Origin of the sequence: uncultured Legionella sp., from assembly GCF_937871865.1 — a bacterium.
Classification (GTDB): Bacteria; Pseudomonadota; Gammaproteobacteria; order Legionellales; family Legionellaceae; genus Legionella.
In genome coordinates this window covers 15521-41622 of record NZ_CALMPD010000077.1, presented here as the reverse complement: position 1 = coordinate 41622, position 26102 = coordinate 15521, and the positions used below count along the sequence as shown (strand labels likewise).

The following is a 26102-nucleotide window of genomic DNA, read 5'->3' as shown; positions in this document are numbered from 1 at the left end:
TGCACTACTTCATTATTATTTTTTTAAAAATAATGTCATATTCAGTGTTCCATTGGTTTGAATTGTTGGGAGTGGAGGCAATCATGATCGATTTTACTTTCTTCCTTTCTAAAAAGTCATTATTGCTGAATAACAAACCAAACTCTGCGGTTTCTTCAATCAGAGGAGAGAGTAGGAATCCTGAACGAGCCATGCTGGCAATAATACGAAACTGCCTTCTTTCTCCATTATTGAGTTCAATTGTTGCTTCCAATGATTTTGGTTTAAATAATATGGTGGCCGTATGCCCCCAAAGAGTGGAGTTTATATTGAGTTCAACGAATAAAGGGAGATTAGAATCAGGTAATAAAACCTTTTCTCCTAAAACGTGATGTTCACTTTTTAGAATCGGCATCGTTGGCTCTATTGTCATTGTGCTATTTTTTCTTAAAACTAAATAATCACGCACCAATTGAACAGGGTGGTAATGATGCAGCAACGCTGGCCAGCTGACACCATCTTCCAGTGAAGGTATACGGCCATCAATGGGTTGCACTTTAAAAATAATATTATCCGGGCTGTTTGGGCGTAAAAGATGATCTTTATTTTTATGAGCCATCTTCGAGGTGAATACGGTATAGCTTTGAAAAATCGGGCGGGGTAACCAGTTCATGTCTGAGGCAAACAAATAGCTTTGATCATAAGAATATGCATCGGTAGTACCACTCAATGCCGGAAATTGCGCCTGATCCTGCAAATAACCCATGATGGCCATATAATTTTGTTTTACCCATGTTTTATCTGCCAGACGGTTTTTTAAGCCGTACCATGATGAAGAGTAGGTTGAGATAAAATTATTAAGTAACGAAATTTTGGTATGCTGTCCATCAATGTAGCTTGTTGTATAGAGTGCAAAAATCAATACCGGAATGATTTTTTTTGAATGAAAAAGGAATGGCAGCAGTAGTGCTGCAATCAGAATAGAGGTTCCTGTAATAAAAGAATGGCCCAAATGACGGGTAAATCCTGCTTTAAATGAGAGAAAGAGAAATAAGAAAAACGCGATAAAGTAAAATAATCGGATCACCGGAAGTAGTTCTTTCTGGCGGATAATGGTAAACAAGACGAGACATGAGGCGATTAAATACAAAATAATTTCTTTGTTATCACCATCTAACGCCATTGATTCTGAAAATCCGGAGGCCATCACAATTGAATTAAAGAGGTAATGCGGTAAATAAAAAAGCGATTGTCCCGCAAGCTCCCAGAATAAGATAAGCGACACTAAGGGGGATGTCAGACAGAGCAATGCCTTGTTTCTTTGTTGATGAAGAGCAAAGAAGACAGTACATAATAGGGATAAGGCAATACCTATGATTAATAACGAGCCTTTTATCAGTGTCAGTAATCCTAGCGGTGCAAACAGAAACGCGATTAAGGGTAAGGTAAGTAAAGGATGATTGTCTTTTTTGTCATTTTGATACTCATTTTTGAAGCACAGCAGGCTGATGAGTAAAGGATAGGAAAAAAACAACGAGTCTCTTGCGTAGATCATACCAAAAAGAAGAGTGGCAAATGCGATAGACCATCTCCATTTGATTCCCCTTATGAGAAGGACTATACCCAACCAGTAGGATAAAGCCAAATAAAGACTGCCGCCTATCATCATCAAGTCTGTGGCAGGGTGATAGAATTTGGTATAAATCGCAGAATATGGTCCTAGGGTAAATATGATTTCTTTGCCAAAATTGAGCCCTTGAGCAACGGCTTGGTTTAAACCTAAAGCCCAGGAGGCATCGAGGCCTGGAGCTGGCATTTTGGGTGAGAAGGGGACGAATACCAGAATTAATATGAGCAACAAACTGAGTTTGAGTCCGATATCTATCAGTTTTTGTGGTGTGGATGCCCATTGTATCTTGTTTAATTTATTTGCTAGGTTCATCCTGAATTTCTGACTCATTTATTTGGGATATATATAGAACAATAAAATACACCACCGCGTGTCGATACACGCGGCTAGTATAGATTAGCTAGGCTAGAGGATAATACACTTGCAGCAACAAGAATACACCTATTATCAGAAGTATCAGGGAAACTGTTTTCATTCGTGTTGGATTTGCCAGAAATGATTGTCCCATTCTATTTGCTGTGCCAGCGCATAGTAATCGCAGCAAGCCACTGATTAATACGAGCCAAGAGATAAGGGTAATAAGTACAGGCCATCCCATAACCCAAATATTATGACTCACGACCATCAACAAGCCTAAAATCAAAGTAATCAGAGCTACAATGAAAAATAAGCCACGATTACCCAGGATTTCAGATGAAATGGACTTTACCTGCTCGTATCGACATAAAGTAAATAGGCTGACGATGACAAGATACCATCCGATCACTGTAGCCAGAAATAGCGTAACCATGATATATCTCCCAATAATAGTCCCTATTATAAGTATAGTACTTTTAACAGTTTATTATTGAATAATAAGGCTTTTATTTCGGCTATGCTCAATAAAAACAGAGATAAAATCCAGGCTGGTTTGGTGTTACACTATCTTATCTTTTATCACCTGGATGTTATTCATGAAGAGCTGTTTTCAAATAGTTTTTGGAATTATATTACTTTCTTTATGTACTTTTTTGCATGCAGAAAGTCCTATAACCAAGAGGATAGATCAATTTGCCAATAATAAAGTTCGTGTTTGGAAAACGATTATTTATCCTTCATCCAAACAGGTTTTACCTATGCACAGACATGAGCATGACCGAGTGCTTGTCGCCCTGACTGATGGTGTACTTAAAATAACGAATGACAAAGGGGCGGTTCATCATTTGAAATTAAAAAAGGACCAGGCCTATTATTTGACTAAAGATATGCCTGGTGAGCTTCATAATGATGAAAACGTGAGCCAGCATACGATTAAAGTCATTGTGGTCGAGCTAAATTAGAGGGCTTTCTTTATGAGCAATCCAATGAGTTTTTATCCCTTTTCTCAAGCTGATTTTGAGGTTGTTGAGTTTCATAACCAATTGCATCCGCGCATTAAGGTGGAACCTGTTTATTTTAATTCGGGTCTTAGCCCTAGGCCTGATATTTATGGCAGAGCTATTGTGCTCCATAGTTTATTTAAAGCATTGGATAATCTTCCTGAACATTATGGTTTTTTGGTTTGGGATGTTTATAGGCCAAGAGCTGTTCAAGCAAAGGTATTTAATTGGATGCGCGACGAAATCAGGAAAAAGATGCCTTCTTTGAGTGATGAGGAGAGCTTTGCTGAAACGCGCAAATACGCCTCCCTTCCTTCGCCTGTCGGGGACGAATATTGTGCACCGCATTTAAGTGGGGGAGCCATTGATTTAACGATTATTAACTTGCTATCTGGTCAGGTGCTGGAGATGGGAACACCTCTTGATGAATGTTCTGAAAGAGCGCATCTGGACTATTTTGATCAGATGGCCGAGCTAACCGTTGAGGAACAGGATATAAGGAATAATCGTCATTTACTTCGTTTGGCAATGGAGCAGGCAGGCTTTACTTCTTATCAATATGAATGGTGGCATTATGATCTCGGTACTGTATTTTGGAGCAGTGTTATGAATCAACCTACTGTTTTTGGTCCTTTATTTGGTGATAATGAGTGGCCGGTAAATAGTTAAGAGGCTAGGTTGTTGTGAGAATAATTATCTCTTGTATTACGCCGTGCTCTGAGTGGCCTGGCATATTTGTGCACAATCAACAGAGTGTATGGTATTGAACAAATTGATCTCAATTATTTCATTCCCGTGCAGACGGGAATCCATTCTTCCGACAAAGTAAGGAAGTAACTTGAGAAATGGTTTCCCGCCTGCGCGGGAATGATACAATAAAGCTCATAGTGAATTTATAAAAAACCAAATGGAGTGCGTAATAATATGTCAGAATTACTCGACGTTGTACAAATGCGGGCTACGACGTTATTTGTTTCTTCTCGTTAATATCGGGAGGGAGGAGTTTTGCCCTGGATATTGAGCAATAAGCTCCTTCGCCCGCGAACGTGCGGAAATTGTGCGCTATTCTGGTTCGCGGGAGAGGGTTGAGGAAGTTTTCAATACAGCTGATTAAGAATCTCACCCGGATTAGACTAAGTCATGTTCCGGGATACGGAGACTTGCTGAAACTTAACTTATCTTTCTTGCACTAACCTTCCGGCCTTTTAGTTTTCCATTCTGTAAATAAGATAATGCCTTATTCACCTGATTTTTGTGAATTGCAACATAGGAGTGAAATGCGGTAATGTCGATTTTACCTATAGTGCTTCCTTCTAATCCTGCGTCTTTAGTTAACGCGCCCAGAATATCACCGGGACGTATTTTATCTTTTTTACCAGAGGCCAGGCACAAAGTGACCATTTCTGGAGAGGGTATCGTGCTATTTTCTACAACAAACTCACTGCTGTTGCCAAAGGTTAATTGCTGCTTTAACTGATCTTCAATTGCCAAAATGCGTTGTGCGTCTCCCGGGGTCGTAATGCTCAACGCCAATCCTTTATTTCCTGCACGCCCGGTTCGGCCAATGCGATGGATATGTACATCCTGCTCAAAAGCAAGATCAAAATTGATAACGGCAGGCAATTCTTTAATATCTAACCCACGTGCGGCCACATCGGTGGCTACTAAAATAGAACAACTTTGATTGGCAAAACGAAGAACAGCGAGATCCCGGTCAACCTGTTCCATATCACCATTTAAGGCGACTGCACTAAAGCCATCGTGGATTAGCTGGTCAGTTACATCAGCAGTTTGTTGTTTCGTATTGCAAAAAATGATGGTAGAAGAGGGCTTGTAATGTAACAACATGGATTTTAATAAAGGATATTTACTGGATTGCTTATTTACTTCGTAGAATCGTTGTTCAATGTCAATTTCAGTATGAGGTGTTTCTATATGCACTTGTTGCGGATTGTGCATGAATTGCTTTGACAGCTCTTTTATCTCATCTGGATAGGTTGCCGAGAATAATAATGTTTGTCTTTGTTTGGGACACGCTGAAATAATCATTTTGATATCATCCAGAAATCCCATATCCAGCATTCTATCTGCTTCGTCTAAAACCAGAGTTTTAATCTTTGCCAAGTTTAATGATTCTTTATTTAAATGCTTCAGGATACGTCCTGGTGTTCCTACAATGATATGAGCACCATGCCTTAATGAGTCTAATTGGGGTTTCATGGGAATACCACCGGACAGATTAATTATTTTTACATTGGGCATCATACAGGCAAGGCGGCGTAGGGCTTGGCTTACTTGTTCGGCTAATTCTCGTGTGGGGCAGAGAATGAGTGCTTGAGCGCCAAAAAACTCTATCTTTAAATAATTTAATAAGGACAATCCAAAGGCTGCTGTTTTTCCACTGCCCGTTTTTGCCTGAGCGATAACGTCTTCATTCTTAAGCATGAGTGGCAGGCTTTGTAGCTGAATAGGAGTCATCACTTCATAATTTAGTGAAGCAATACTCTTTTGTAATTCTTCACGTAGGGGGAGTTGCGAGAAGGATACGAGGACATTTTCATTTTGTTGTTCGGTATGGTTTGCGTTCATTAGATCACTTATGATTAAAAATAACGTGTAGATTAACATTAATCCGGTCAATTTTAAATCAATTTTACTCTCTTACATACTAATAATGTGTTTAGCTGATTCTATGACTCGTCGCCATTAAGCATATGCCATCCAGAGCGTAGCGAAGGAGCTCCTGAATCCAGGGAGAGCCTTCGTCGCTCGCCCTCTGGGGGACTTATGTTTAATAGAAGCGAGCTGTATTTAACAACATAATAGATGATGATTGCATTGTTTGTGACCAACTCTGGCTCAAGTGTGGTACTTAAGCCAGATTGGCATCACTTTATTTAAATACACCATAAATTTCCATAATCCCACTTGAGGTTCGACACTGCCTAGTCTGTCTGGTTTCACCTCAGGATGAGCGATACCTAATCCAAAAAGACCTGGGCCTATAATTCCTACGTAGGGATTATGCTTTGTGTCTTCATAATCTTTAATCACAATATTCTGACGTTTTTCAAATCCTACTGCATACACTACTCTGCTGCACTCGGGTAAATAACGTGCGATATTTGGGGGGCTTGTATCGCAACGAAGCAGATTTTCAGGTAAAACACCATCGATGTGCTCTCTTGCCCAAGTGGCAGTATTTCCTTTTAATCCTGTATTATCAAAGAGTATCCAATCATCGAGTTCTATAGCATAACGGCATGGTGAGCGATAAAAGTTAATTACCTGTTTCACTCCGAGCTCAACCAGATAACGTACAATGATAATTGCAGAGTGAGAGGAGCCAAAAACACCATAAGTTTCATTGATGTTTATTACACTCGCCAATTTCTCCCTATCTATAGCGTAGTCAAAAGGTATTACTTCAACTTCTGGATAATTAAGGCTGGATGGAGAAGCTCCGGTGGCGAGAATCACATTTCGTGATTTAAATGTTTGAGAGTGGCAGCCAATAAACCATGTACGTTCCGACAAATGCATTGTCGTAACGTGCGTTCGTTGTATTTCAACTTTTTGGATCAGTTGCTCTGAAACCCATTGTAATGGTTCAACAATGTATTTCAATGTGCAGGTTTCTTCCGCCGGTAATTGGGTCAGTTCAAACTGTTCAGCGGCATTTTTATAAGAAAAAGAGGGGGAGTTCAGCAAGAAGGCATTGAACAGTCTTACTTTGGTATTGCTTGATACATTCTGCCAGTACATACCCAGATCACCCACTTGGAAATAAGGGTCAATCCATAGAATGGAATCAGGAGAAATACCATTATCCAATAATTTACCTACTGCCGCGATTCCAGCAGGCCCTGCGCCTATGATGGTCCATTGAAAAATTTTTTGATTTATTTTATTCAAATTAGCATCCATTTTCTAAAGATAAATAGGGTGATTTGTCTTTGTCAGAATAAGTTGTTCTGACCATGTTATTTATAATTTCTATGTCTTTCATTATAGTCGTTTTATTGTAAAAAACGATGTCTATCATTAGTGTAACTTTTTAATGGAGTACCTGGCTCATCATTTGTTTCGTAGTTCGTGCTCAATCAGCCACTTTTTACGGCTTAATCCGCCACCATAACCACCAAGTTCACCATTAAGATTAATAATCCTGTGGCAAGGAATTATAATAGCCAGTTGATTAGCGCCATTGGCATTGGCAACCGCCCTAAATGCGGTAGGTTTGCCTAAAACCTCGGCTTGTCTGGAATAGCTTCTGGTTTCACCATAGGGAATACGTGTCAATTCCTGCCATACATTTTTTTGAAACTCACTACCCATATAATGTACTGGTGTCTTGAATTCTTTTAACTGGCCGTCAAAATAAGCTTTAAGTTCTTTTTCGATAGAAGCAATAGGGGGAGTCGTTCCTGGGATAATAGCTGCTTTCGTTTTATTGCGTAATCGTTCTACTTCGCGCTCCAAACCTCTTCGATCGACGAATTCCAGCAGATAGAGTTCTTGCTCATCAGCAATTGCAAGCATTGGTCCAAGAGGTGAATCTATCCAGGACGTTTTCAATATGTTTGGGTGTTGGCAAATATTGCCAGGTGTTGTGCCCATGATTTTTGCAAAGGCATCTCTAAAACCACTGCCTGAGTCATATCCGGCATTGAGTTGTGCTTCTATGACTTGATGACCTTCTCTAATGTGCTTCATCGCAATACCCATCCGTCTTGCTCTGGCATAGGCTACGAAGGTCATGCCAAATCGTTTTTTGAATTGTCTGCGTGCTGTTGAGGCATCAACACTCAATGCATCAAAATCATTATCTTTCCATCTTTTTTCCGGATTTGCTTCAACTGCGGCAACAAGTTTTTGAATCAAATCAGAGACCTGTTGGGGGTGTGAGAGCGGGCGACAGCGTTTGCTGGGCCTGTAAGATGCCAGTAGTGCATCTTGTGCTGAATTGAAAAATTCACAATGCTCAAATTTGGGTTTTCGTGCAGGACAACTTGGGCGGCAAAATATTCCTGTTGTTTTTACCCCCACATAAAACACCCCCTCATAGGCAGTATTTTTCTCAAGAAGAGCTTGGTAATACTCATGGTTTCTTTCTGTAGTAAACATGTGCTTCTCTAAATCTCGCTATAGCTTTAATATTAACTATAGCGAGATTATAAAAATCAGCGACCGAAATTCAGGCATTAAATTTTAATTGAGGGCATCACTGCTTAAGCATTTGCTTGCAGACCATCCACTTCAGTATCATCATCAGTCGATGTAATTTGTCGTTTAAATAGCCATGAATAATAGAGTGCACCCAGTCCGCAACCGATGAGCCCAAGGGGTAAGGCATCAAGGTGTGTTACTAATAAGTATCCTGTAAACATAGACAGGAGAGACGAACCAAAAAGACGAACTGTACTTATAAAAGCAGCAGCCATACCCGCGTTTTCTTTAAACTCAGAAAGAGCCAGGGACATCGTTGGTGCGGCACTCACGCTGATACCTAAATTACAGATTAAAGAGAAAGACAGAGCTATCAGACTAAATCCATACATCTTGGAGCTGAGTAGCATTGCGGCTCCACCAATAATAATTAACCAGTTCCCCATAAAAATAGTGGCGGTCATGTTAAAGCGATTGCGCAGCCAAATGCCTATATAATTTCCAACGATAATATTCAATCCATTAAATATAAAGATGATTCCGAAAGTTAGTGGTGAGAAACCAAGCACATTAATGATGAGGTACGATGAATTAATTATCGTAAGCATGACCGCAGTAAAGCTGAACATCATAATCATCGACGCGGACCATATTGAGGCTTTGTTGAGTATCTCTTTATAGTCTTTAATGATCTTCCCAACGTTAAACGCCGATTTTGGCGGTGCCCAGAAAGGAGATTCAATTAAGGATTTACGTGATTGCATAAAGAGAAGGAACGCCATCCCTGTCATTATGATAAAGTTAGATTGCCAGCCAAAGTAGGTGAAAATCAAAGAGCCCAATACAGGAGCAAAAATGGGGGATGCAGAAACGATCATCGAAATATAAGACAATACTTTAGCGCGTTCGACTTCATCTTCAAAATCGCGGGATGTTGAAATGGCAACTAAATTGGAACAACACAGGGCAAATCCTTGCAATGCACGCCCTAAAATAAGAATGCCTATGTTAGGCGCAAGAGCACAGATTAAACTGCCTGCCAAGGCTAATAACAGGCTTCCTGGCAGAAGCCGCCTACGCCCAAAATGATCAATTAATGGCCCCCAAAAGAGGTGGGTTAGTCCAAAAACAAGCAAATAAATGCTCAGGGTTAATTGGCCTAGGCTATGAGTGGTCCCAAAGTAATTAATGATGTAGGGCAATGACGGTTGATATAAATCAAAGGTCATTAATGAAAAGGCTGAGAGCAAGCCAAGAAAAAAGATGGAGTTGCGTGTGTTTGACATGATATTCATCAAAAAATCAGGAGCATGAGATTCTATCAGGCTTTGTTGTATTTTTGAATAATTTGTTTAATTCGTTTGTTGATGTTCGTGATTTTTTAGCAGAACTCTATAATTTATGGGAGGTATTAAAACACAGAGGTTTACTCATTTCTCCTTTGGCGGGTAATAACAAATTCACCATTCCGCATTCATCGGTTCTATAGAAGGGAATGTCTAATAATTTCATGTTTGTCACTGTTTTGGGATGAGGAAAACGAAAACGATTATCAAATCCTAAAGACGCTACGGCGTAACGTGGCTCTATCTCCAAGAGAAAACGATAGGAAGAAGATGTTTTGCTGCCATGGTGAGGGACTATTAATACATTCGATTTGAGTTGTTCACCATAAGATCTCACTAAATAATCTTCTGCAATCTTTTCTATATCTCCAGTTAATAGAATGCTATTGTTCTTCGTGCTTATTTTTAAAATACAGGAATTATTATTTTTGCCATTAAAATTCATTGTAATGGGGAAAAACTGAAATTGTACTCCATCCCACTGCCATTGGGGATAGTTATGGCAATTAAGGCCATGGCGATAATAACGCGGGTTATTTACCAATAATTGGCCTACCTGCATTTTGGCCTCAACAGAGTTTAAACCACCGCGATGATCTTTATCTGGGTGGCTGATTACTATGGTGTCTATTTTCTTAATTCCTTGAGCTTCATAAAACGGTAGGATGACCATTTGGCCGAAATCGCTGCCTTGAAACAATTGATCCCCAGTATCATAAAGTAATACGTGCTCTTTCGTGCGAATGGACACTGCCAGCCCTTGCCCAACATCCAGAACCTGCACCAGGACATCGCCTGATTTAATTGTTTCTCTGTAAGGAAATAAAGGAATGATAATCCAAAGAAGAGCCAGGTATCTTAATGATTTGTGTGGAAATAAAACCCACATCAATAAGGCTCCCATTAAAGAAAGGACGTATAGTATAGAGCTAATCGAGTAGGTGACATTTATTTTTTCCAGGTGTTCGGTCCAAACCAATAGTTGAAACAAGAGGGCAATAAACCATGATAGGGGAATCATTAATAATGAAGACCAATCAAATGAGCTAACCAGCATTGTGATTAATGCTAAAGGCACAATAAGAAATCCAACAAGGGGAATAGCCATTGCATTAGCGAGAAATCCATTAATGGAGCCGTAGGAATACCAGTACAAAGTGAGTGGCATCAGGCCAATTAAACAGCTTAATTGCAAGGCCATTTTGGCTTTTAGTCCTTTTAATCGCCAACGTTGCTGAGTTAATAGCAGGCAGGCCACAGCAAGGAAAGAAAAGTAAAATCCTTGCATAAATACTGCATGAGCTTCGATACACAATACACCAACTAACGCATAACGCCATACTTGCCATGCAGTAAATCGCTGCTTCCCGATGCAACACAAGGTATAAAAAAAACAACCTATCAATGCTCTTTGTGCCGGTGGTTCAAATCCTGCTAAAAAAGCATAACCAAGCGCACCGATGAATCCTCCAATACTGGCAATTGATACGGAGGGATAGAGTAAACAACAACGAACACTTCGAGACCACAACCAACGTAAAACGACAAATATCAACCCGGATACCAGGGCGATATGTTCTCCTGATATTCCAAATAGATGAGTGGTTCCGGTGCGTCGGAATAACTCCCAATTATCCTGGCTGATTTGAGTCGTTAGATTTAACGTTAATGCTTCCAGAATTCCTGCTGTTTGTTTATCGGGTGCACGTTTGGCCATCGAGGCTGCTAGCCGTTCGCGAAGTGGTAACCAATTGAATGAAGAATCGTTTTCTTTGATTAATTTATTCATTCCTGAGCGAATATAACCCGTCCATACTATATGACGTGCAGCAAGAGTATTAACGTAGTCATATCCTCCTGGATTAAGGAAATTTCGCGGTTTTTTTAATTTAACGGCCAGCTGCCACTTTTGACCTGGATGTAAAACTGGAGCTTTATTATACCAGGCTAATTGAATCAGTCCTTTGACCGGTTGATCATTAAGTTGTTCAATAAAAAAATTGAATTTTGTTTTATCCGGGCTCTTTATCGGAATGGACGCAATAGTTCCTGTAATCAAGGCATTAGGTATCACTGAAACGTCCGGCATTCCTGTTGGCGCAATGCTTAATTGGTGAAACCAGGCAATCATAATGCCCAAGGCAAAGAATAATGGTATCTGAATACGAGGAGTGATGTAAAAAAGAAGTAGCGGAATAGCGAATAAATAATGATTGGCGGTATACAAATAGAGTACACCTGCAAAGAAGCAAAAAATTTCCATTTAGTTTTGTGTTGGACTTTCCATTGAAGTGTGAATTTAATAACAACGTACTGATGAAGTAAAGAAGTTTTTATGGCTTATTTATTGTTCATGCTTAATTTGTCAGACCGCAGGTCTAAGAAGACAATGATAAATTCAGAGGCTGTTGCCATTTCATGATAAAACCTACCCGCCTTGTGCACACTGTCATTAAGTTAAGGATTCTGTTCGTCATCCAGAGAGCTCGTGACGAAGGAACTTCCGGGATTTAGGAGATCCTTCGCTCTGCTCAGGATGACGTGCTGTCCTTAACTTAATGGCTGTGCCCTCAACGGTGAGGAGTATATGTAAGACACCATATCAAATAATGAGGCTTATCTACGCCAGCCACGATGGCCTAATCCGCGATAACCCCATCCACGATTCCATGCTCTATTGCCGTACCATCCCCTATTGTCATACCATCCGCGATTACCATAATAACCTACATTATATACTCTTGGATAATACCCTCCGTATACATAGGAACTAGTGTATCCAGAGTTGTAAGTAGTGGCGTTATATCCTGAGGTACTCGTGGTGGTTTCCGTAACACAACCACTGAGAAACATTGCTGGTAGAATTACGAATAAGCCCGTAATTATTTTTTTCATATTGTCTTCCTTGTTTATTAATATGAAATATTATTATACAGTATGGTCATAAAAGTATCCAGCTCTCTTGTTAAATGCGAGTTGCCTCATAACAAAAGTCTCTTCTAATTTTTTCAGTGACATGTCTTTAGGAAGCAAGGAAGCAAGGGAGCAACCAATTTATAAGATAGGTTTTAAGATCTTCGTCTTTATATACAAGGTTGTCCCATTAAAAAAGTGACGTCTTTCCGAGCGTAGCGAGGAATCTCCTGCAAAGTAGTACGATATGTTTAGAACGCCACCGCAAGAATCATATCAAGAGCTAACGCAGTGCTCTAAATTATTGGGTCATTTATTCAACAATCTCAGGGATTCCAACATTCTGTTTGTGCTGTGGCGGTTGCATCCGTGGCTGTTTTAACATTCGCCTGATTGATGCTCATGCTGGCGCAGGTAGTATCGTTTGCCTGATTGCCTTGTGGTGTTGCCGTTAAGGTATAGGTTGTGGCTGTTTGGTTTGATATATTGATGGAATAAAAGCCTTCAGGGGTGGTTTGGGGAAAGGTTGGCATGGCACTGCAGGCGGCCACATAAGAGAAGTTTTGAGAGTAACAACGTTCCATAATTATTTGATCCTGAGTCAGTATTGCTAAAGCATCGGTGCGTCGTGATTTCTGTATATAGTGCAAGTAGGAAGGGTATGCTATTGCCACCAGTATCCCAATGATAACAAGAGTCACCAGAAGCTCTAACAAAGTAAAGCCCCAAGTTTTATTTAATCCGATGTAATTTCGGTTTCTATTTTTATTCATGTTAATCCTTTTATTGGAGTTGCCACCAACCGATTTTACGAGGTGTTGTGTTAGGATTGATAATTGATGTTTGTACACCATTTGATTGCGTGATTAAAATCACCATATTATTATCTTTATTAGGCCCTAATACTGTTGGGGAATTTGCATAGCTGCTGGATAAAGAAATACCAACAGGATACGCTCCGTTGTATTGATCCTGAATATCAAAGCCACCATCTCCATTAGTATCAATTTGAGCCCGGAGAAAAGAGCCTCCTGTCAGGTAATTCAATTCCAGGAGCATGGAAGAGAATCCGATGCCACAAGTGGTCAGCGGGGGGGTATTGAGGGTTGCGATAAATGCCCCATTAATCAGCTCCGGGTTGGTTACAATACGTTGACCTGCAACTGCAAAATCAGTAAACCAACCCACTTTATTATTCCAGTTAATTGTATTCGCCGTGACGGTAAGGATTGATACTGATAAACCAGAAGTAGCTGGTGCCACCAAAGTCAGCGTTTGTTGCTGTAGATCAGAACGTGTATAGGTTGATGACGTTAATGGTTTATCCCAGACTCCATAGACTGTTTGAGTTTGTGCATTGAGCAGATCGCTGGAGGCTATTAATTGTCCCGTACCAAACAGAATGAACAGCCCCTGTTTTCTCGGATAATTCGGGTTAAGAGTAACTATTGGCGACGTTGTAATTGCTTGTGGTGTACCTCCTGAATCACGAGCCTGAAACAAGAGACGAACGGTCCAATTATCCGTGTTTGCATCTGTTACATCGACAGCCCAAAGATTTCCCTGGAGATCACCTGCATAAACTACCGTAATAGGCAGACCTTGCAAGCCATCTTTGTGTGCTAAAGCTACTGAGGACAACCCTTGCGGCAAGGTTGCATCACAGCTACCAGATACCGCGGCACAGAGATCTATTTTTTTTAACACGGTTCCTGTCTCTGGATTAACCGCATAAAGTATTGATGAATTGGTGGGGCTGTTATAGCCATTACCAAAAAATACAGCGAAGGTGAGAGGAGTTGACGTAGCGGAACCGATTTGGCCTATTTGAGGGCGGCTGAAACTGAGCCCCATATCTCCATCAGTGAATTCCCAAAGAACTGTATTCGCGACCAGGGCTTCTGAAATGAGGGAGGAGGGCGCTGTTATATCTAAAGCATAAATACTGCTTCCCCCAGCATTTTCACCACCGACCAGAATAGTGTGCCAGCTGGTATCCGTAAATTGAACATCACCATTTTGAGGTGAACCATTAACATAAAACTGATGACTTTGGTTGTAGAGAGGAGCCGTTAATTTGTAGAGATTACTAAATACTGCATTGGGTATAAAAGAAAAGAGTTCCTTTCCACTTGAAGCATTAAATGCGTGTAACATGCCATCATTAGTTCCAACATAAAGCATTGCTTCACGGTTTTTCTGTTCCTTTGCAAAGGTAATATAGCTGGGAGTCAGATATGGAGATTCCGGGGGACCTACATAGATAACCTGACTGTCCACAATGTCGCCTAGATAATGGGAGCGATTGCGAAAAGTGCCGCCATTTCTTTTTTCTTGTGCCGCATTTCCACGAATATATTCCAGGCGGTTTTGGCCTAATAGATCTGTGGGTTGCAGTTGGGCTTTCTGAGTAGCGTCAATATCAGCCCATCTAAAAGGGATTCCGTTAGCGGTTGTTGCATTCCAGGTCACAATCAAGCGATTGCTTGACCAACCAATACCTGCAACCAAGCTATCAAGCAGAGTTTGGGCCGACCAGTTTATTGTTGATGTTGGAGTGCCGGTATCGGGATCAAGTTGTATCGCAAACAAGTTTCCAGTCCAATCCAGATAGGGGAGATCGCTGGATACAAAATGAGCTTGATATTCTACTGTCTCTCCATTCAGATGAGTTGAACTGACTGCTGCGGCGGAGGTAGTGAAGGTCCCATTTTGTATGGCAACCATAATCGTATTAAGACTGTCTACCAGTGTTGAAGGATCAGTTGCTGGATAATAATTTTCTGTGCCTCCAGCAACTGCCATTGCTGTAAGTGTAGAAGCTGCTTGTGGATTTATTGTCGGATCAACACCAGCTCCCAAGCCAATAACATAAGTTAGAATTCCATTATTTTTTAATGTTTTTATGGTGTTAATCGCGTCAGTTAATGCTTGATTATTTGTTGTGTTTAATGAGCCATTAGCATTAAATGTTGCTGTCACTCCATAGCCGGTAGATGCTGCACTCCCTAAGGGAGGCCAACGCTTTCCACTAAGATCCATTGTAGGTAAACCATCTGAAATTAAAATAACAAATTTTTGTTGAGGGCAACCGTTTCCGCTGGTTGAGCCAAGGGTAGTCAAGTAGGTATTTGCTTTACTCAGCAAGCCTGCAATTGGTGATTGTAATGCCGATGCTTTTATTTCTGTTGTTGCCGTCGAGTTAGTTTCTGGTTTTAAGTAAGGTAAAAACGTATTAATTGCATTGGTGACACTGGCTGTAGTTGGGGTTGTTCCCGCTGAAGTCATCGGTACCAGCACATTCCCTGTTGATGCGGATTGGTTGCCATAATAACCAAATCCTCGACGTGCGTAGATTACCTGCTTGGAATAGGGAACAAAACCAGCATTGGTCGGGCCTGTCGCAAAACTGCCTATATTGGGTAATGATTTGGAATAGGAAAGCTGTACACTTCCTGCATTGTAGTTGGCTAAAGAAAAATTAGGCGGATAGGGACTCGCAGGGCTGGGGCCATTATACGTTAGAAACACCCCGGCAAGAGTGCCAGAGGAATAAAGTACGTCACTAATACTTGGATCATCACTTGATGCACTTATTTGCATGAACTGATTGTTCGAAACCACAGATGCACCATAATATGTAGCTATAGAGGCACAATTACTTGATACCGTAGTAGAGGCTGAGCTGTAATTATAACAAGGATTGGTAACATAGCGATTTCCATTTATCTTTGTGTTAGTAAAGACAAAATCACTACCAGTCGGTGACATATAATAAACCCAGGTATTATATGTTTGTACATTACTGGTGCTGTATGCTGCTAAAGCAAAATCGGTGGTTGGCATGTAATTTTCTATAATAGCATAAACTCCTTGCTTGGCTACATTTAATCTGCTTGGACTGTTATCAACAAGAACCCCACTTTGGGTTACCGTATAAAGAGCTTGTCCTGTACCATCAGCGGCCTGTACAGGGGGGGTAAAACCTGTTGGTACCAAGTATTTTAATGGCGAGCTGGAATTACTCAATGAGCTTAAGGCCGTCGCTAGTGAACCAGAACCAGTCATGATGGCACCACTTAAATTGCCGTCCATGGATTCGGAATTACCTATGGCGATAAATACCTGAGGGTGTATTGGGCTGGCCATGATAATTGGGATGTTGGGAATAGCTAAAGATGGACCTGCAAAAGCCAATGAACATAATGACGTCAATGAATAAATCAAGACTGACACAATTGCCAGACATGGCATCGTGAAGGAATTTCTTCTGTAGTGCATCTTCTGTATTCGCGTGCCCATGATTTCGATTGCCTATTGTCGAAGTTGTATTGTGCTTTGGATTAACACAGACGAATTTCCACCTGCATTTGTTGAATGCGCAGTTATTCTGTAAACCCGAGTAGGGGATTTCATATTTTGACCTGGCTGAATGACGGAAGGAAGTTGTTCTATTATATAGCTTGATTGCTCCCCTGAGTTACCCTGAAAACTATTAATTACTGCTGAGCTGCTTGACCAGTTTACGGTGTTCCAGACAGGAGCTTTTGTTGCATCAAAAATATAAAGGCCATTCGTGTCATTAAGGAAGCTTTGAGGGGTGTATGTTGCATTGAATATTTTGTTTACTGCTTCATTAAGAGCTCCTTCTGTTTTCTCAAAACTGATTTCTGAATCAACAGCATTCGTAGCCAGGCGTGTTTGAGTTGTATTATGTGATGCTTGAGTTAAGGCCATTACAGTGAGTAAACTCATCAGAACTAAAGTAGTAATAAGGATATAACCCTTTTGTTTCTGTGACGATAAAGTGCTCATAATATGGCATTCCTCAAATTAATCGTCATTTCAAATACATGACGAAGCCGATGATCCGCTGGCACGTTGACTACGGTATCCAGTACTCTATGTTGATCTGTAGTCATACCGGAACCTACTTGCCCTTCAATTAAAAAACCTAATCGAACAGAATAGACCTGGCTCCAGTCAGTTATTGCATTGGCAGTTACATATCTATTTGCAACACCATTGCTGCCAATACCGTATTGAATTTTCATTAAGCTAACACCCGGTATCAGTGGTTCGACATTCCAACTGTTTCCAACCAGCCGGGCACGCATTAAAGCACTCTGTCCTCCCTGACCTTGTCCTACAAAAAAAGCGGTTTGTTGCATCTGGACAAATTGAGATCCGACCTGGAAATTAACCGGGAAACTGCTTGATGAATTTTCCAAAACACCAGTGCCCGTATCATGAACTATGGTTGTGCCTGCAATTCCTGTAATTTTAAAAATAACCGATTTAATACAATCAGATACTGCTCCAAATTGTCCATTTACTACAGTAGTGCCATTCATGCTCTGTACTGTAAGAGAACTGCTTCCTGAATCAATCGTTGCAATGCTAAGTGGAATGCTGTTCGGAGCTGAGCCCAGGATAACAAGTACGTCATTGCCCTGTTGAACGGAGCCTACCAAAGATGCATCCAGTGTCGGTGTCCATTGATTTGCGTTGCTGCTGTTTGCAGGATTGCTTTGCGAAAGAGTAATGCTTGAGGTGCCACCACTGTATCCTGCAATCATGGTAGGGTTGGTATTAATGCTACCAATCGGCGATGGGCCTCCAGCATTTAAAATAGATACTGAATTGACTATATTGCCACATCCAGTGAAGCCTGCGGAGCGAATAACCGGAGCAATCAAATTGGCGATCGCATTTTCAGAGCTTTGAATGCGATCCTGACTATTGGCTGTTTTATATAACTGGCTTTGCGCCAGATATATTTCCAGCACGGCATAGCTAAGCAAAAGCCCTATAACGGTTGCTACCATTAATTCAACCAAAGAGAAACCACTTTGATGCCTGGAGTCATTGTTCATATTTGGCTCTGTATACTTAATTGCACAAAGTTAGTATTTGATGAAGCAGCACTAGCCGCTCCCAGTTTATCTTGTGCCAGGCTGTCATCCCATTGTATGGTGACTGTAATGAGGGTATTTCCGGCTACTCCCGATAGAGAGGTGGCGATTGAACCGCTGCCATTAGGTAATTGAGAAACGTCTTTGGTCAACCAATACCAGGTATCGTAAGCAGCCATTTGTGCTGGAGTGCAGGTTGAGGTGTTACACATCACCGATGGGGCTGATACTGCTGTGGGCAATCCATTGCTCCCGATATTACTTATATCATAATTACCATTAATTGCTGCTTGCGAATTAGCGCGAATCCGGTCAAATATATCATATACTGCCTGAACAGCCTGAAGCTTGGAGTAACTTGAATTGTTCGCTTTGTTTGATAGCATGAGCATACTTGCTATACCCAATAAACCAACCGCCAGAATTACAACAGACACTAGGACTTCCAGAAGGGTCATTCCATCTTGTTGTGTCCAGGCTGGTAATTCTTCATGCATACTGAACTCTCCATTAAGGGCAGCTTAAGGCACCATTGTTCCAAACTGCCTGTCCGGGGGTGGTTCCTGACTGAACATAGCCTGTTGCAAGCACTTCTACAGAACGAGCAAAAGCACTGCCCCTACTGTCGCATAATGTAAAATTACTTTGAGTCGTTGATAGTCCGTATCGGTCAAACAATACTTGAGTAGAACTGGCTGATACTAACGGAGTGTTTCCTGAATTCTGTTGACATTTGAGCAGAGTCGATGCGCCGGAGGCGGGCTCAGCAACTACTATCCATCCATTACTCCAATCTGTTCCACAGGTTGTCGAGCCAGGGGAACCTACCGGACATACTTTGATGTTCATTGCCTGAGTTAATGCGGTTCCTCGTGCGTAGTTAAGGGCATTTACCAAAGTGTCTGCGTTGGTTGAAATACGATTATTTAATATCATGGTCCAAAAAGAAGGGATGGCTACCATGAGTAAAATACCAAGCACGCATAAAGTGACCAATAATTCTATGAGCGTGAATCCACTGAGGTATTTTAGTTGTGTTGTCTGAACTGCTTGTAATTTTTTGTACTGTTTATAATTTGAACCACGAGTAGTTTTTATTAAGCGTTTACTTACGATGTTTTGCTCCGATGGGCCGTCTTCACAAAAGCAGCGGCTCAGTCCAGTATCTGTATGATTTAAATAAGCAGTATGTGAGTCATATAACATCCTGTTCAAAGCGCTTCCTTATCAGTAAGAATACTGCTTCGTTAATTATAGAACACTTTATTGATTAAATATCAGGATGGTTATTACTTCGCGGCCGCAAGGCTATTTTGAGACAGAAATCCCCTAGGTTCTGTGAACGAACTAATATTTCGTTCACAGAACCTAGCCTGAGGGCTCTATTTTTCCTGCTTGTTCATCCTGAAAAGTTGATGCCAATTTGGGGCGTTGTATTTTTCTAATTTATCATCAATTCTTAATTTTGATTGGTTGGGGCTTTGTCGCAAAAGGCATGGCAACCCTTAATGATGATGTGCGTATGGTACTGATAAAAGGGCTTAATTAAGAGGAGGTTGTCTTGGTTAAATTGCTGTTTTTTGCACCATCACTGCCATTTTGTTACAATGCCTGCAACGTTCCTTAATTTTATGAGGTTAATTTCCTTCCGTTAATGATATGAAAAATTCGAATTTAACAATCTGTAACGCAACAATACATCCTGGTGAAATCGCAAATCTGGCTTTGCCTCTTCCTGAACTTTATTCATGTACCTCCTTCTACATGCCCATTAAAGTAGTGCATGGGAAGCAGGCTGGTCCTTGTGTGCTTGTCTTTTCTGCATTAAAAGGTGACGAACTGAATGGCCTGGAAATCATTAACCGCTTACTTGATCCGGAAAAGCTGCGGTATTTAAAAGGTACGTTAATTGCCATTCCGGTACTCAATGTATTGTCTTTAGTGAATCACCTAAAAACCTTATCGTACGAAATTCATCTTGAACGATGTTTTCCTGGAGAGGCAGATGGGACTTATGGAGAACGGATTGCTCATATTTTCACTAAAGAAATATTATCAAAGGCTGATTATTGTATTGAATTGCAAAGCGGTTCAATCAATCATGACATTTTACCGCAAATATATTGTGATATATCCGATATTCAATGTAAGACTTTAGCCCAACATTTTGCTGCTCCAGTAATTACTAATACCCCCGTAAAATCAAATTCATTACGTCAAACCACTGAAAAATTAAATATTCCTTTACTGATTTATCAGGCAGGAGAAGCATTACGATTTAATGAGTCAGCCATCTCAGTAGGACTTAACGGAATTTATCGAGTCTTGCATATCCTTGACATGCTGGAAGTTTCTTCTGATTTGTTATCTGATCCATTCAAACCGATTTTTTCAGAAGATCAAGACTGGATTTATTCTCATAAGAGCGGTGTTTTAACCAGTAAAGTAGAATTAGGGCAGTTGATCCGCAAAAAGCAAGTCATTGGTCTCATTAATGATCCTTTTGGTGCAGGAAATTCAGAAGCCATTAAGTCATCTTCCGACGGTATTGTGGTTGGAATTAATCGCCACCCATTGATTTACGAAGGACAATCAATTTTTAAAATAGCTTCCTTTTTGGATAACAATAGAGCTGAAACTGCCATTGAAGCTTGGGGTGAGCAATACAGTGAAAAATAAATATCGTATTGCTTCCCTATTATTATAGAGAGAATAAAAGATGACTCTTCGAGGCCTTGTTATATGGCTTGTTTGCGCATTATTTTTTCTTTATGAATTCTTTTTGCGGACAGTGCTAGGAATTTTTCAGGTTCCCCTCATGAGCGAACTACACTTGTCTGCAGTCCAGTTTGCTACGTTAAGCGCCACTTCTTATCAGGTAATTTATGGACTAATGCAATTGCCAGTAAGCATTATTGTAATACGTTATGGTTTAAAGAAGACCTTACTTTTCGCGACTATTACCTGTTCTATTGCAACTTTGGGATTTGCCTTCTCTTATGGATATGGTTCTGCCTTATTTTTCAGATCTTTAATGGGATTAGGTTCCTCTTTCGGATTTATCTGCCTGTTACTCTCCGTGTATGATTGGTTACCCAAAAAGAATACAGCTTTTTTTATCGGGCTGTCTCAATTTATCGGGACGATGGGGCCCTTAGCTGCTGCAGGCCCTCTAAGTTCCATTCTGGCTACTCAGCTACATGCTTGGCGCAGTTTATTCATTATACTCTCATGCCTTGGTGCCAGTTTGACTCTCCTGGTTTTTTATTGCGTGGAATCCAATCGCTCTCAAAATGACTCATTTTTCATTTTATCAAAACCAGCTTCTTTTTATTCCAACATACGACAATTAATAATTCAAAAGCAGGTATGGTATATAGGCCTGTATTCTGCCCTCGTTTATTTCTCTCTGGAATATTTTTCAGAAAGCGAGGGAATCACTTTTTTAATGGCAAAGGGGCTCTCCATCCAATTTGCTGCTTATCTTATTTCTATTGCCTGGCTTGGCTACGCGTTAGGATGCCCTGTTTTAGGATATTTCTCCGATAAATATCAGCTTCGAAAGCCGATGATGGTATTTTGTATCTTTTCTGTTTTATTAAGCCTGCTGACAATTATCTATGTTTCATTGTATAAGTGGGGATTCCTAGCCTGCTTTTTTTTATTTGGATTTGGCGCCAGCGGCCAAAGCATTGGTTTTTCCATAATGAGTGAAAATTGTCGATCCAGCTACCTAAGTATCGGATTGGCCTTTAATAACATGCTTATCATGCTTTATACCGCATTCAGTGCACCATTGCTTGGTTGGATGCTGGATAAAAAACCGCCCTATATATCAACATTGATGCATTATCAAAAGAATTTCTCACTGCTCATCGTCTTAATTTCAGCTGGAACTGTATTAGGTTTATTTTTTATAAAAGAGACGTTTTGCAAACAAGTGCATGAGATAACACCCTTACAATTTCAGTCATAAGGTATTGTCGCAAAAATTGTCTGATGAGTTAGTGTTCTCATTTTTTCTTGGGCTATCAACGATGTTCAGTTTCAAGTGGTATCATTTAAAAGAACATCTTGATGCTTCTCAAACGCGATAGCATCTCATTTTGGTTTCACAGTTCCCACAAATAGGATCAATAGGTCTTGCAGGGAACTATATGAAGGATAAAACAATGGTCATTGTTGGGGCTGGATTATGGGGGCTATTGCTCCTTCTGGTTTTCTGCCTGGGAAGATGTATCATGAGAAAACAGTGGTGACTCAGGCTAATATCTTTATTTAGCCTGAGTTTTATAACGATTTTCTAGCTAAGCGGGGCCATTAACTGGGTGCAATTATTTGCCCGCGCGTTTTGCGAAAGGTTTTCTTTCTGGTTTTTTAGCTGCTTGAGCGGGTTTCTTTTTAAAAGGGAAATTCCTTTTGGGAGCTGATGGTGATGACGTGCTGGGCAAGCTATGATTCGGCTCAAAATCGTCAACTTCAATGCGTTCTAATTTGCGTTTAATTAATTTCTCTATTGAATTTAATTGACCTATTTCATCCGCACTTACTAACGATACGGCAAGCCCTGAGGCTCCAGCACGACCGGTTCTGCCAATACGGTGTACATAATCTTCTGCAACCTGAGGCAAATCAAAATTAACCACGCAAGGGAGTTGATCTATATCTATTCCTCTGGCTGCAATATCTGTAGCTACCAAAATATGCAGTTCCCCTGATTTAAATTCAGCTAACGCTTTGGTTCGTTGTGATTGTGACTTGTTGCCATGAATGGCTGCGGCATAAATATGATCTTCTGCCAATTGTTTTACTAATTTATTTGCACCATGTTTGGTGCGGGAAAATACGAGGGTTTGTCCCCATTTATTAGTATGAATCAGGTGGCTTAATAACGCTGATTTACGGCTTTTATCTACCGGGTGTACTAATTGTTTAATGGCTACAACCGTTGTATTTCGTGGCGCCACATCAATTTCAACAGGTTGATTGAGTATTCCTTTGACCAACGCGCGTATTTCTTCAGAGAACGTTGCAGAAAACATTAAATTCTGTCTGTTTCTTGGCAACAGCTTGATGATGCGTTTGATGTCATGAATGAAGCCCATGTCCAGCATGCGATCTGCTTCATCCAAAACCAGGGTATCTACTTCATCCAGTTGGATGGCTCGTTGTTGATGCAGATCCAGCAAGCGTCCGGGAGTTGCAACCAGAATTTCAACGCCACTGCGTAATTTCATCATTTGAGGATTTATTTTTACTCCACCAAATACAACGGCAGAACGAAGCGTCAGATGGCGCCCGTATTGGATGATGCTGTCATGTACCTGCGCCGCAAGTTCGCGAGTTGGGGTTACAATTAATACACGAGTACGATTATTTTTTGCTCGTGGCTTATCGCTTAATTTTTGTAATATGGGTAAAACAAAACTGGCTGTTTTTCCTGTCCCGGTTTGTGCTGATGCCAGAACATCACTGCCACGCAGAACAGCAGGGATAGATTGAGCCTGAATAGGGGAGGGCTGGGTATAGCCTGATTCTTTAACGGCTTTGAGTAGGGGAGCTATTAATCCCAATGATGAAAAACTCATTATATTTCCTTAAATTTGCAGGGTGTTCACGACAAACAGATTGTTTATCCAATTCAATGTGACTATTTTTGGTGCAATTATACCATGAATTTTGTTTGAGGAGTTGGATTGAAGGAAATAATTCTGCAAGCACGCTTTTTAAGTATTTATCGCTGAATTATTTGCTGTATATTTGGTCGCATCGGATTTTAATTTGTTAATTTTAAAAAAATATTGGCAAATGTGAGAATCATGACATATGCTTTTATTGATTGAAAATCATGGAGAGAACTTATGAACGTTTGGAAAGTACTATGTAGTTTTGTAATTGCTGTATGTTACCTGCCTTTAGCGTTAGCTGCTGGTTCACCTGCTGGTACGTGGACAACAATTGATGACAAAACCGGTGCGAAAAGAGCAATAGTTAAACTCTCAGTTTCCGATGGTACTTTGAATGGATACATCGTTAAAGTATACCCACAGGCTGGAGATACTGGAATTTGCTCTAAATGTCCAGGTGCATTTAAAGGTAAAAAAATCCAGGGTCTTGGTTTTATCTGGGGCTTGAAGGATGAAGGTAATGGAGTATGGGGTGGTGGTTCTATCCTGGATCCTAAAACTGGCAAAGTATACAAAGCTAAAGTTACCTTACAAGGCAATAAGCTTTATGTAAGAGGATATGTTGGTGTTTCTATGCTAGGCCGTACTCAAACTTGGGTTAGATAAGTTATTTTGAAGTATTAATTTAAAAAAGGCGCACTAAGGTGTGCCTTTTTTGTTAAAAGCACATTACAATAGTATCAATGAATAATATTTATAACCTAACTATTGTGTTACTACTATGCTCGATCAGCAAACTCCCAAGAAATCAGTTGACCCATTAAAACGCCCTCCCCATTCCGCGGAAGCAGAACAATCCATTATCGGTGGATTAATGCTGGATAATCAGGTTTGGGATAAAATCAGTACCAAATTATGCGAGGCCGATTTTTATCGGACGGAGCATCGAATTTTATTCAAAACGATTGTCGATTTGGCAAAAAAAGAACAGCCATTCGATGTAGTGACCTTACTTGATGCATTGAAAACTCATAACGGGTTGGATGATGCTGGAGGCGAAGCCTATTTATTTGAACTGGCAAACAATACCCCCAGTGTTGCAAACGTATCAGCGTATGCAGATATTGTCAGAGAAAAATCAGTACAAAGACAATTAATTGCAGTAGCTACAGAAATTGCTGATTCAGCATATAACCCAGTTGGAAGACAAGTGCCTGAGTTATTAGACCTGGCTGAATCTAAAGTATTTGCGATTGGTGAACAAACTGGCGGTGATGGCGGACCTGAGAGCATCAAATCGGTATTAGTACGTGCAGTTGAGAAAATCGATGCTCTGTACCATAGTGGTGATGCCATCACTGGTATGGCTACCGGCTTGTCTGATTTGGATGAAATGACCTCTGGTTTACAGCCCTCGGATTTGGTGATTGTTGCAGGTCGTCCTTCGATGGGTAAAACAACTTTAGTTATGAATATGGCAGAACATGCCGCCATTAAAGCCGGGAAGCCTGTTTTGGTGTTTTCTATGGAGATGCCTTCAGATTCTCTGGCCATGAGGATGATGTCTTCTTTAGGCCGTATCGACCAGCATAAAATCAGAACAGGTAAGCTTGATGATGATGATTGGCCCAGAGTCACCTCAGCGGTGCATATGCTTTCTGAAGCGCCATTATTTATTGATGATACCCCTGCTTTAAGTCCGGGGGAGATGAGAGCACGAGCCAGACGTTTAGCAAAAGAACATGGGGCTTTAGGCCTAATCGTTGTGGACTATTTGCAATTAATGAAAGCACCGGGCTTTGGTGCGGATAACCGTACTGCGGAGATTTCAGAAATTTCACGTAGTTTGAAATCTTTGGCCAAAGAATTACAGGTTCCTGTAATTGCTCTTTCTCAGTTAAACCGAAGCCTGGAGCAACGAGCGGACAAACGCCCTGTAATGTCAGACTTAAGGGAATCAGGTGCGATCGAGCAGGACGCGGATTTAATCTGCTTTATTTACCGGGACGAAGTATATAATGATGACAGCCCTGATAAAGGGGTTGCCGAGATTATTATAGCCAAGCAAAGGAATGGACCTATTGGTAGAGTTCGAGTCGCGTTTATTGGTAAGTACACCCGTTTTGAAGATTTGGCTTTTAATGGGTATCAAGGGGTAGATTAAG

Annotated in this window: 21 protein-coding genes; 6 read left to right on the top strand and 15 right to left on the bottom strand. The window is 40.7% G+C overall.

What is annotated here, in order from left to right; all coding sequences use genetic code 11:
- Window positions 1-4 precede the first annotated feature (4 nt).
- Window positions 5-1921, bottom strand: coding sequence for a hypothetical protein (locus Q0495_RS04720; protein ID WP_298623657.1), 1917 nt, complete (start codon window positions 1919-1921; stop codon window positions 5-7).
- A gap of 88 nt (window positions 1922-2009) precedes the next feature.
- The gene (locus Q0495_RS04715; protein ID WP_298623653.1) at window positions 2010-2399 is read right to left on the bottom strand and encodes a hypothetical protein; all 390 of its coding nucleotides are present in this window, start codon (window positions 2397-2399) and stop codon (window positions 2010-2012) included.
- A 154-nt stretch (window positions 2400-2553) separates the two neighbouring features.
- Between Q0495_RS04715 and Q0495_RS04710 the strand changes: the two genes are divergently transcribed.
- The gene (locus Q0495_RS04710) at window positions 2554-2928 is read left to right on the top strand and encodes a hypothetical protein (RefSeq protein WP_367274384.1); all 375 of its coding nucleotides are present in this window, start codon (window positions 2554-2556) and stop codon (window positions 2926-2928) included.
- Between the two features lie 12 nt (window positions 2929-2940).
- Complete coding sequence (locus Q0495_RS04705; protein ID WP_298623649.1) at window positions 2941-3636, top strand: M15 family metallopeptidase; 696 nt, start codon at window positions 2941-2943, stop codon at window positions 3634-3636.
- A gap of 501 nt (window positions 3637-4137) precedes the next feature.
- Here the strand turns inward: Q0495_RS04705 and dbpA are convergent.
- From dbpA to Q0495_RS04645, 12 genes are all read right to left on the bottom strand, one after another.
- Window positions 4138-5556 carry an ATP-dependent RNA helicase DbpA gene (gene dbpA / locus Q0495_RS04700; protein ID WP_298623646.1) on the bottom strand — a complete coding sequence of 473 codons (1419 nt, stop codon included), beginning with the start codon at window positions 5554-5556 and terminating at the stop codon, window positions 4138-4140.
- A gap of 270 nt (window positions 5557-5826) precedes the next feature.
- Window positions 5827-6873 (bottom strand): FAD-dependent oxidoreductase, encoded by a 1047-nt coding sequence (locus Q0495_RS04695; RefSeq protein ID WP_298623661.1) that lies wholly within the window; start codon window positions 6871-6873, stop codon window positions 5827-5829.
- Between the two features lie 171 nt (window positions 6874-7044).
- Entirely contained in the window at window positions 7045-8094 is a 1050-nt protein-coding gene (locus tag Q0495_RS04690) for a bifunctional transcriptional activator/DNA repair enzyme AdaA (protein WP_298623644.1), read from the bottom strand.
- A 104-nt stretch (window positions 8095-8198) separates the two neighbouring features.
- On the bottom strand, window positions 8199-9422 hold the full coding sequence (locus tag Q0495_RS04685; RefSeq protein WP_298623642.1) for an MFS transporter: 1224 nt from the start codon (window positions 9420-9422) through the stop codon (window positions 8199-8201).
- A 106-nt stretch (window positions 9423-9528) separates the two neighbouring features.
- Window positions 9529-11745, bottom strand: a complete 2217-nt coding sequence (locus tag Q0495_RS04680; protein ID WP_298623640.1) for a DNA internalization-related competence protein ComEC/Rec2 — start codon at window positions 11743-11745, stop codon at window positions 9529-9531.
- A gap of 353 nt (window positions 11746-12098) precedes the next feature.
- A complete protein-coding gene (locus Q0495_RS04675) occupies window positions 12099-12377 on the bottom strand; it encodes a hypothetical protein (RefSeq protein WP_298623638.1) in 279 nt (92 codons plus the stop codon).
- A 344-nt stretch (window positions 12378-12721) separates the two neighbouring features.
- Window positions 12722-13168: a type IV pilin protein gene (locus tag Q0495_RS04670; protein ID WP_298623636.1), complete on the bottom strand. Its 447-nt coding sequence runs from the start codon at window positions 13166-13168 to the stop codon at window positions 12722-12724.
- Between the two features lie 10 nt (window positions 13169-13178).
- Window positions 13179-16676 carry a pilus assembly protein gene (locus Q0495_RS04665; RefSeq protein WP_367274385.1) on the bottom strand — a complete coding sequence of 1166 codons (3498 nt, stop codon included), beginning with the start codon at window positions 16674-16676 and terminating at the stop codon, window positions 13179-13181.
- 33 nt (window positions 16677-16709) lie between these two features.
- Window positions 16710-17210, bottom strand: coding sequence for a pilus assembly protein PilX (locus tag Q0495_RS04660; protein WP_298623632.1), 501 nt, complete (start codon window positions 17208-17210; stop codon window positions 16710-16712).
- Window positions 17207-18271 (bottom strand): PilW family protein, encoded by a 1065-nt coding sequence (locus Q0495_RS04655; protein WP_298623630.1) that lies wholly within the window; start codon window positions 18269-18271, stop codon window positions 17207-17209. The genes Q0495_RS04660 and Q0495_RS04655 overlap by 4 nt, the downstream gene beginning before the upstream one ends.
- Entirely contained in the window at window positions 18268-18807 is a 540-nt protein-coding gene (pilV, locus tag Q0495_RS04650; RefSeq protein WP_298623628.1) for a type IV pilus modification protein PilV, read from the bottom strand. Before pilV ends, Q0495_RS04655 begins: the two co-directional genes overlap by 4 nt.
- A 13-nt stretch (window positions 18808-18820) precedes the next feature.
- A complete protein-coding gene (locus Q0495_RS04645) occupies window positions 18821-19516 on the bottom strand; it encodes a GspH/FimT family pseudopilin (RefSeq protein ID WP_298623659.1) in 696 nt (231 codons plus the stop codon).
- Between the two features lie 453 nt (window positions 19517-19969).
- Here Q0495_RS04645 and Q0495_RS04640 point away from each other — a divergent pair, with 453 nt between their 5' ends.
- Window positions 19970-20989, top strand: coding sequence for a succinylglutamate desuccinylase/aspartoacylase family protein (locus Q0495_RS04640; protein WP_298623626.1), 1020 nt, complete (start codon window positions 19970-19972; stop codon window positions 20987-20989).
- Window positions 20990-21029: 40 nt separating this feature from the next.
- A complete protein-coding gene (locus tag Q0495_RS04635; protein ID WP_298623624.1) occupies window positions 21030-22286 on the top strand; it encodes an MFS transporter in 1257 nt (418 codons plus the stop codon).
- 358 nt (window positions 22287-22644) lie between these two features.
- On the opposite strand, the gene Q0495_RS04630 is transcribed toward Q0495_RS04635, so the two are convergent.
- The gene (locus Q0495_RS04630) at window positions 22645-23898 is read right to left on the bottom strand and encodes a DEAD/DEAH box helicase (RefSeq protein ID WP_298623622.1); all 1254 of its coding nucleotides are present in this window, start codon (window positions 23896-23898) and stop codon (window positions 22645-22647) included.
- Between the two features lie 273 nt (window positions 23899-24171).
- Between Q0495_RS04630 and Q0495_RS04625 the strand changes: the two genes are divergently transcribed.
- The gene (locus tag Q0495_RS04625; protein WP_298623620.1) at window positions 24172-24603 is read left to right on the top strand and encodes a DUF2147 domain-containing protein; all 432 of its coding nucleotides are present in this window, start codon (window positions 24172-24174) and stop codon (window positions 24601-24603) included.
- Window positions 24604-24718: 115 nt separating this feature from the next.
- On the top strand, window positions 24719-26101 hold the full coding sequence (gene dnaB, locus Q0495_RS04620) for a replicative DNA helicase (protein ID WP_298623618.1): 1383 nt from the start codon (window positions 24719-24721) through the stop codon (window positions 26099-26101).
- The last annotated feature ends 1 nt before the right edge of the window (window position 26102 follow it).